The sequence below is a fragment of the Corynebacterium sp. genome (assembly GCF_030532715.1).
In the GTDB taxonomy this organism is placed as follows: Bacteria; Actinomycetota; Actinomycetes; order Mycobacteriales; family Mycobacteriaceae; genus Corynebacterium.
Genome location: NZ_JAUNKO010000004.1, coordinates 335,597 through 341,716 on the forward strand (window position 1 = coordinate 335,597; position 6,120 = coordinate 341,716).

Here is a 6,120-nt window from a genome sequence, read left to right on the forward strand (position 1 = left end):
TTAGCCCGCAGCCACGTCCATTTGCCGCTGTTGGGGGCTGGCGCGGTGATATTTAAGGATCGCCGGGATTAGTGGGATCAGCATGAGGGAAATTGTGATCCAACCTGAAACGCCGAGCGCGATAAAGAGTGCGGGATCTGGGTCTTGATCGAGCGCTCCGATTAGTAGGGGGAATCCGGCGGAGGAGTTAAATGCCCCATGGAATAGTGCGGCAGGCCAAATATTTTCGCTAAACAGGCGAACCCAACCGATGAGAATGCCTAGGAGCATACATCCGATTGTCATGTAGGCGACACCAGTCCAATCGGTGCGATTGAAGTTATATCCGAGCAGGATAATGGGGCTGTGCCACAAGCCCCATAACAAACCCGAGAGCGCAAGCGCGGGCCAAGTCCCCAGGTGTTGCAGGGCGGGGAGGAGGTAGCCGCGCCACCCGATTTCCTCCCCAGCGGCGATGACGGAATTGGTGATCGCCGCTAGGGGCAAGGTGCATATTTGCACGATTACAATGATTTTGACCGGAATGTCCTCGCTGGCATTTTGCCCAGTCGCGGCGGTCAGTTGTTCCCTTAGTGCGGAGAATTCCGCCAAATCGAGTTTGAACCAACCCAGCGCCGAAGCGAGAAATGTATTAATAATGGCTATGCTTAAGCCCATGACCAGTGCGACCCCTAGCCACAATAGGGTGCGGCCGTACGGTTTGATTTGGGTGCAACCGAGCCACTGCGGGAGTTGCTTCCACGGGATGCCATGTGCAAAGCGTGACACCAAAACGGCCGAGGTCACGGGTGTGAACATCATGAGCACCAGCAGCGGGGTAGCGAGCGGGCTGGTAAGACCGGAATCCATGAGCCACAGCGGCAGAGCGACCAGCCAAGCGAGCGCGCACGCACCGGCGTAAAAGATCAGCGTGGTTTGCGTCCGGTAGTTTGCCATTATCGTCCTCCGTAGTCGATCACTAGGCAACTAGGTCGCCGTACCTGACACGACCGGCACTAATATCTAGGTCGCCGGGTATTACTGTGGAAATCGTGTAGTTTCTAGTTTAGTTTGTTCCGGCTGCGCGGGTGCGCTGGGTCGGCGGCTGAGCATCTCCAGATTCCATGAAGCACTCTTGAAGGCTTGGCAGCGCTTCCTTGATGCCTTCGGGAACGATGCCGCTGACATTTGCCCATCCCATAAATCTGGGAGGATGGCGTAGCTGAGTGACCGCCGAAGCACGACCGCTCATGTCATGTTCCGCAGGAACAGACGCTCACGAATGGGATCGTTACAAAAGTTCTTAAAACCACCCTTCGCATCACCAATGTCAGAGGGTATCGTCATGCCCGAAGTCCGTCATGTGCACCCTGGGCTCCACGAAGAACACCCAGTGGGGAATCAAGTTTCTCGCTGGGTGTTTTGTTGTGGGCGGTTCGGTTCGGGCTGAGAACTACCGGGCTGACAACTACCATGGTGGTTATGCAATCGGCAAGGTTTCGCAGCGCGCTTCGGTGGGTCACGCTCGCCGTGGTGGTGGTAAATTCGGCGCTCGCCTACACCGGTGTTCTGGGGGTGGCGCAGGCTGTGTACATCACTCTTGCCTGTGAAGCCTGTATCGCGTTGATTGTCGCGTTTTTTCTGAAGGAAGGGGTGCGCAGCTTCCGCCAGGCGCGTGGGCAGGGGTTGGGTTATGCTGCGGCTTTTTCAAGTTTCTTTGCTGAGGTTTTACCTGGCCCAGTGTTGAAGTTGGCGCGGCATGAGGTGGCTCTGCTGAAGCTGGTTGGGATGATGGTTCGGCGTCAAACGAATGTTCCCGAGGGGGCTGTGTCGTTTAGATACGGTGGTGAGCAGCGGTCGATATTTTTCGCGTTGATTGCGGCATCGCTGGTGGAAATAGTGGTTGTTGAGCTGCTTGTTCCTTGGAAAAATGTGCGGATCATTATTTTGGTGTTATCAGTGTATGCGGTGATTTGGCTGCTGATGTTCTATAAGTCATATGCGATCAATCCGCATTACCTTTACGGCCGCGATCTGGTGCTTCGGGTTGGTGTGATTGGTGCGGTTACGATCCCGTTGGGGAGCATTGAGTCAATTCGTTCTGTGCGGAAAACGTGGGATACGGGGTTTCTGTCGGTAACATCCGGTGCCGCAGTGATCTTGTTTGGCACCGACACGAACATTGAAATTGTGTTGCGGGAAGCAATCGCTGAGCTGGTTCCTGGTAAATCGGACCCGGTGTCACGAGTGTATTGTGCCGTGGATAAACCACAGGATTTCGTTGCGGCGTGCAAGGCGCAGCTAGACGAGGGGTAGCTAAAGCGTGAAATCTCGCTATCAGAATTCAGGGGCTTTTTGTGTTGCTGCGGCGAGGCGTGAATTTAATTTCACTACGAAAATAGTGTGAGTATTTTCGGTAGGATGGTGCGCAAGCCAACGTGTTGGCCGAGATTTGAAAACCGTTTGCGTTTTGAGGGAGGATAATACATGAAACGCACAGTGAAACTCGGTAGCGTCGCCGCCTTATCGCTGGTGATGGCGGCTTGCGGAAACAATGCAAATTCGAATTCCACAACAAATTCCAGCGCAACGTCGGTGATGGAATCCGGCGCCACGAATGCAACAACGGAGAGTTCGGGGGTGTCTTGCGAGAAAACTTCGGAAGAAGATATCGCGGCCCTATTTGATCGTTGGAATGATGATCTGAAATCGGGGGATCCTGCAAACGTTGCGGAAAACTATGCGACTGATTCGGTGCTGCTTCCCACAGTTTCGAACAAGGTGCGCTTTAGTGCCGATGAAAAGAAAGATTATTTCGCGCACTGGTTGGAAAAGAAGCCTTCAGGCGTGGTGAATAAGCGGTGGATTGAGCTGGATTGCAATCACGCGGTGGATACCGGCGTGTATACCTTCACTTATGGGGACGGTTCGAAAGTGCCGGCGCGTTACACTTTTGTGTACGGGGTTGAGGGCGGGGAGTGGAAGATTCTCACGCACCATTCCTCCGCGATGCCGGTGGCGGGGGCCGATACGGACATGCCACCCGCAGATATGTCGACTGGTTCGCCCCCTCCCGCGACAGACGTGGATGGATGCGCCACCGTGCACGCTGGCGACATGGACAAGAAGATCGGGGCGTGGAGTGACGCGCTTTCGTCTGGCGACGCCGCGGCAGTGGTCAAGCATTACGCGCAAGACTCCGTACTTATCGCACCAGATAGTAACGAGATGTTGATGACGGCGGCAGAAAAGGAACAGTACTTTAAGCAACTGATGGAAAAGCAGCCAACGTTGACAATGGACGATCATTGGACCAGCTTCGAATGCAATGCGGCCACTGATTCTGGGTTGTACACGATGACCTTTGCGGATGGCACGACCACGAAGGGGCGGTTTACCTCAACGTATCGCTGGAACGGTGCGGAGTGGGAGATTACCTCCCAGCATGCATCTGTGATGCCCGAGTAAAACACGCAGATTTCTGCTCGGTGTGATTGAACCCCCGCCGCCTGGGTGAAGCCAGGTTACGCGGGGGTTTTGGTGTTCCGAACGGGGGTCGGTGGCCGCCTATGCGTGGGCTTTTGCTCGCCGTTCGGATGCCAGCATTGCGCGGTCGGCAAGGAAGTAGATGACCGTGCCAGACAGTGCAATCAGTGTGATAATCCACAGCACGGAGGCGTAGTTGACGCCGGTTTCGGTGGAGGCGGAAGTGAGCGCGCCAAACAGGTTGAGCTTCATATCAATGAGTTTCGCGGTGTAGGCGATGCCCACCGGGATGGCGATATTAATGGTGAGGTTGTAGAAACCGATGGCCACACCGGATTGCTCGGCCGGAATGTTCTGAATTGCTGTCGAAACCAGCGGCGCGTACATCAGTGCGAATGCTGAGGCGAAAACGACGGCTGCGATGATCAGCGGAACGCGGCCGGACTCCAGCGTCACCGCGGAAACCGCCAGTGAACCGGTAATGCCGATTAGGGCGGTGAAAATCGTCGCGCGAGAGGACAGATATTGCCCGATTTTCCCAGAGAGGGCGCCGACGATCACCGCACACGCATAGCCTGGCGCGATCATTAACGAGGCTTGATCCAGCGTCAACCCCTGTAGATCCCGCATGGCGTAGGGGAAGAGGAAAAGGATGTATCCAAGCTGCACCGAGTAGATGATCAACACGAGTGTAATCGCCCATACGTACCGGCCGTTCTTAAAGAACGCAGGTTTGACCAGCGCCTTGGGGTTGATGTTGATGTGCCAGATGAAAAACGCGATTCCCAACACGATTGGGATCAGGTAGAGCCACTGAAATTCCTGCATGTAAAGCATTACTGATGTGGCGATCACCGTGATGAGCAGCAGCCCGAGTACATCCAGGTTCGATTGTGTTGCCTGCTGTTCGGGAATCTGTTTGAGGATGAACGGCACCGTAAACAGCATCAGCAGTGGGATAAGGAACATTGCGGTCCACGAAATGTACGTTGCCACGTAGCCACTGGTGAGCGTACCGATCAGCAGTGCGAGTTGGAACGCGCTCGTCGAGAAGCCAAGGTACGTCTTTTGGTCGTCCCGCGAGAGATACTTGGTGACGTAAATAACGTACAAAGTTTCGGCCGCCGCGAGCCCGCTCGTTTGGATCAGGCGACCAGTAAGCACCATGGGCCACGACCCGCTAAACACGAAGCCAAGCAGGGAGCCCACCGCAATAAACGCAACGCCGATCAGCATAAGCGTACGAATATTGATTGCGTCGGCCATGGCGGCGTACACGACGGCGCCGATGCCGATGACAATCCCGGCGAGCGTTGCCTGCAGGCTCACGGTGGTAATGGAAAGCCCCAGGTCATCGGCAATTGGCTGCGACATAAACTTAAAGCCGTTGTCGATGACCAGGCAAAATACGAAGCTGAATAGCAGGATCGGCACTGCGGCTTTCGGATTGCTTGACGACGCCTTCGTTGTTGCTGTGCCAGCCATGGTTATGCGCCTGCGAGCGGGAGCGCGAGCTCCATCATTGTGGTGAAAGCGGTCTGCCGCTCCTCCGCCGTAGTCTTTTCACCAGTAATGATGTTGTCGGACACCGTAAACAACCCAAGTGCATCCACGCCCGCGTGCGCCGCAATGGCGTAAAGCGCAGCGGTTTCCATCTCCACGCCCAGCACGCCCATGCGTGCCCAGCGGGCATTGGCCGTTTCGTCGGCGTTATAGAAGATGTCACTGGAAAGCACGTTCCCCACGTGGGGTGTCACGCCTTGCAGTTTTGCTTGCTCCAGTAACGCGGAAATCAGCCGCCAAGAGCCGGTTGGCGCATAGGTGCCAGGCAGGTTGTATTGCGAAAGGAAGTTTGAATCCGTGGAGGCGGATTGGGCAACGACGATGTCGTAAAGGTCCAAATCTTCTTGCAGCGAACCGCAAGAGCCGATTCGAATAATCTTTTGTACGCCGTACTCGTGGATCAATTCCCACGAGTAGATACCGATGGAAGGCATGCCCATGCCGCTGCCCATGACGGAAATTGGCATGCCGTTGAACGTGCCGGTGTAGCCGAGAATGTTGCGCACTTCGTTGAATTGCACGGCGTTGTCGATGTAGTTCTCGGCGATGAACTTTGCGCGCAGCGGGTCGCCCGGCATGAGGACGGTTTCCGCAATATCGACGCCGCGCGGGTTGATGTGGGGGGTGCTCTTCTGGGACATGGTGCCTCCTAGGGCGGTCGGAGCGTTGGGGCAAGGCGCAAGCAATGCGCCTGTCATAAGTCCCATGCTACGAGACCGGCGAACAAAATTCTATGGTCAGCGTGACATTTGTGCCTGCACGTCTGGCAGATGAGGCCGCCGGATTGGTATTTGCAGGACGCAGCCTTGGGTAGCACTCAACCTATGTGCACGCTGAACTGCCGATTTGTAACAACCCAGGGCACTGTGTAATCTTTGATGAGTCAACGCGGAACGCCCACTGATGAGTGAGGCTGTAGGGCGCTGACAATACCTAGTAACTTCTTAGTTGACATCGTATTTGGTGTTAGGTAAAGTTACGGGTCCGGTCTTCTTGTCACTGGCATTGGGGTTTCTTCCAACATGTTGGTGGTGAAGCTGTGTTGTTTGAGAACTCGATAGTGTGTCGTTTTTTGTTTTGTTGTTGTTGGCT

Annotated in this window: 5 protein-coding genes; 2 read left to right on the forward strand and 3 right to left on the reverse strand. The window is 55.1% G+C overall.

Annotated elements, in window-relative coordinates:
- Positions 1-936, reverse strand: coding sequence for a CPBP family intramembrane glutamic endopeptidase (locus Q4D83_RS08530; RefSeq protein WP_303174696.1), 936 nt, complete (start codon positions 934-936; stop codon positions 1-3).
- 525 nt (positions 937-1,461) lie between these two features.
- On the opposite strand from Q4D83_RS08530, the gene Q4D83_RS08535 reads away from it, so the two are divergent.
- Together Q4D83_RS08535 and Q4D83_RS08540 are read left to right on the forward strand one after the other, a co-directional pair.
- The gene (locus tag Q4D83_RS08535) at positions 1,462-2,295 is read left to right on the forward strand and encodes a hypothetical protein (RefSeq protein ID WP_303174698.1); all 834 of its coding nucleotides are present in this window, start codon (positions 1,462-1,464) and stop codon (positions 2,293-2,295) included.
- A 171-nt stretch (positions 2,296-2,466) separates the two neighbouring features.
- The gene (locus Q4D83_RS08540) at positions 2,467-3,447 is read left to right on the forward strand and encodes an SgcJ/EcaC family oxidoreductase (RefSeq protein ID WP_303174700.1); all 981 of its coding nucleotides are present in this window, start codon (positions 2,467-2,469) and stop codon (positions 3,445-3,447) included.
- Between the two features lie 99 nt (positions 3,448-3,546).
- On the opposite strand, the gene Q4D83_RS08545 is transcribed toward Q4D83_RS08540, so the two are convergent.
- Positions 3,547-4,950 (reverse strand): MFS transporter, encoded by a 1,404-nt coding sequence (locus tag Q4D83_RS08545; RefSeq protein WP_303174702.1) that lies wholly within the window; start codon positions 4,948-4,950, stop codon positions 3,547-3,549.
- 2 nt (positions 4,951-4,952) lie between these two features.
- Positions 4,953-5,669, reverse strand: a complete 717-nt coding sequence (gene deoD / locus Q4D83_RS08550) for a purine-nucleoside phosphorylase (protein WP_303174704.1) — start codon at positions 5,667-5,669, stop codon at positions 4,953-4,955.
- Positions 5,670-6,120: the final 451 nt, after the last annotated feature.

Coding starts and splice junctions, on each gene's coding strand:
- deoD (WP_303174704.1), bottom strand. CDS start 5,669: ATGTCCCAGAAGAGCACCCCCCACATCAACCCGCGCGGCGTCGATATT.
- Q4D83_RS08540 (WP_303174700.1), top strand. CDS start 2,467: ATGAAACGCACAGTGAAACTCGGTAGCGTCGCCGCCTTATCGCTGGTG.
- Q4D83_RS08530 (WP_303174696.1), bottom strand. CDS start 936: ATGGCAAACTACCGGACGCAAACCACGCTGATCTTTTACGCCGGTGCG.
- Q4D83_RS08545 (WP_303174702.1), bottom strand. CDS start 4,950: ATGGCTGGCACAGCAACAACGAAGGCGTCGTCAAGCAATCCGAAAGCC.
- Q4D83_RS08535 (WP_303174698.1), top strand. CDS start 1,462: ATGCAATCGGCAAGGTTTCGCAGCGCGCTTCGGTGGGTCACGCTCGCC.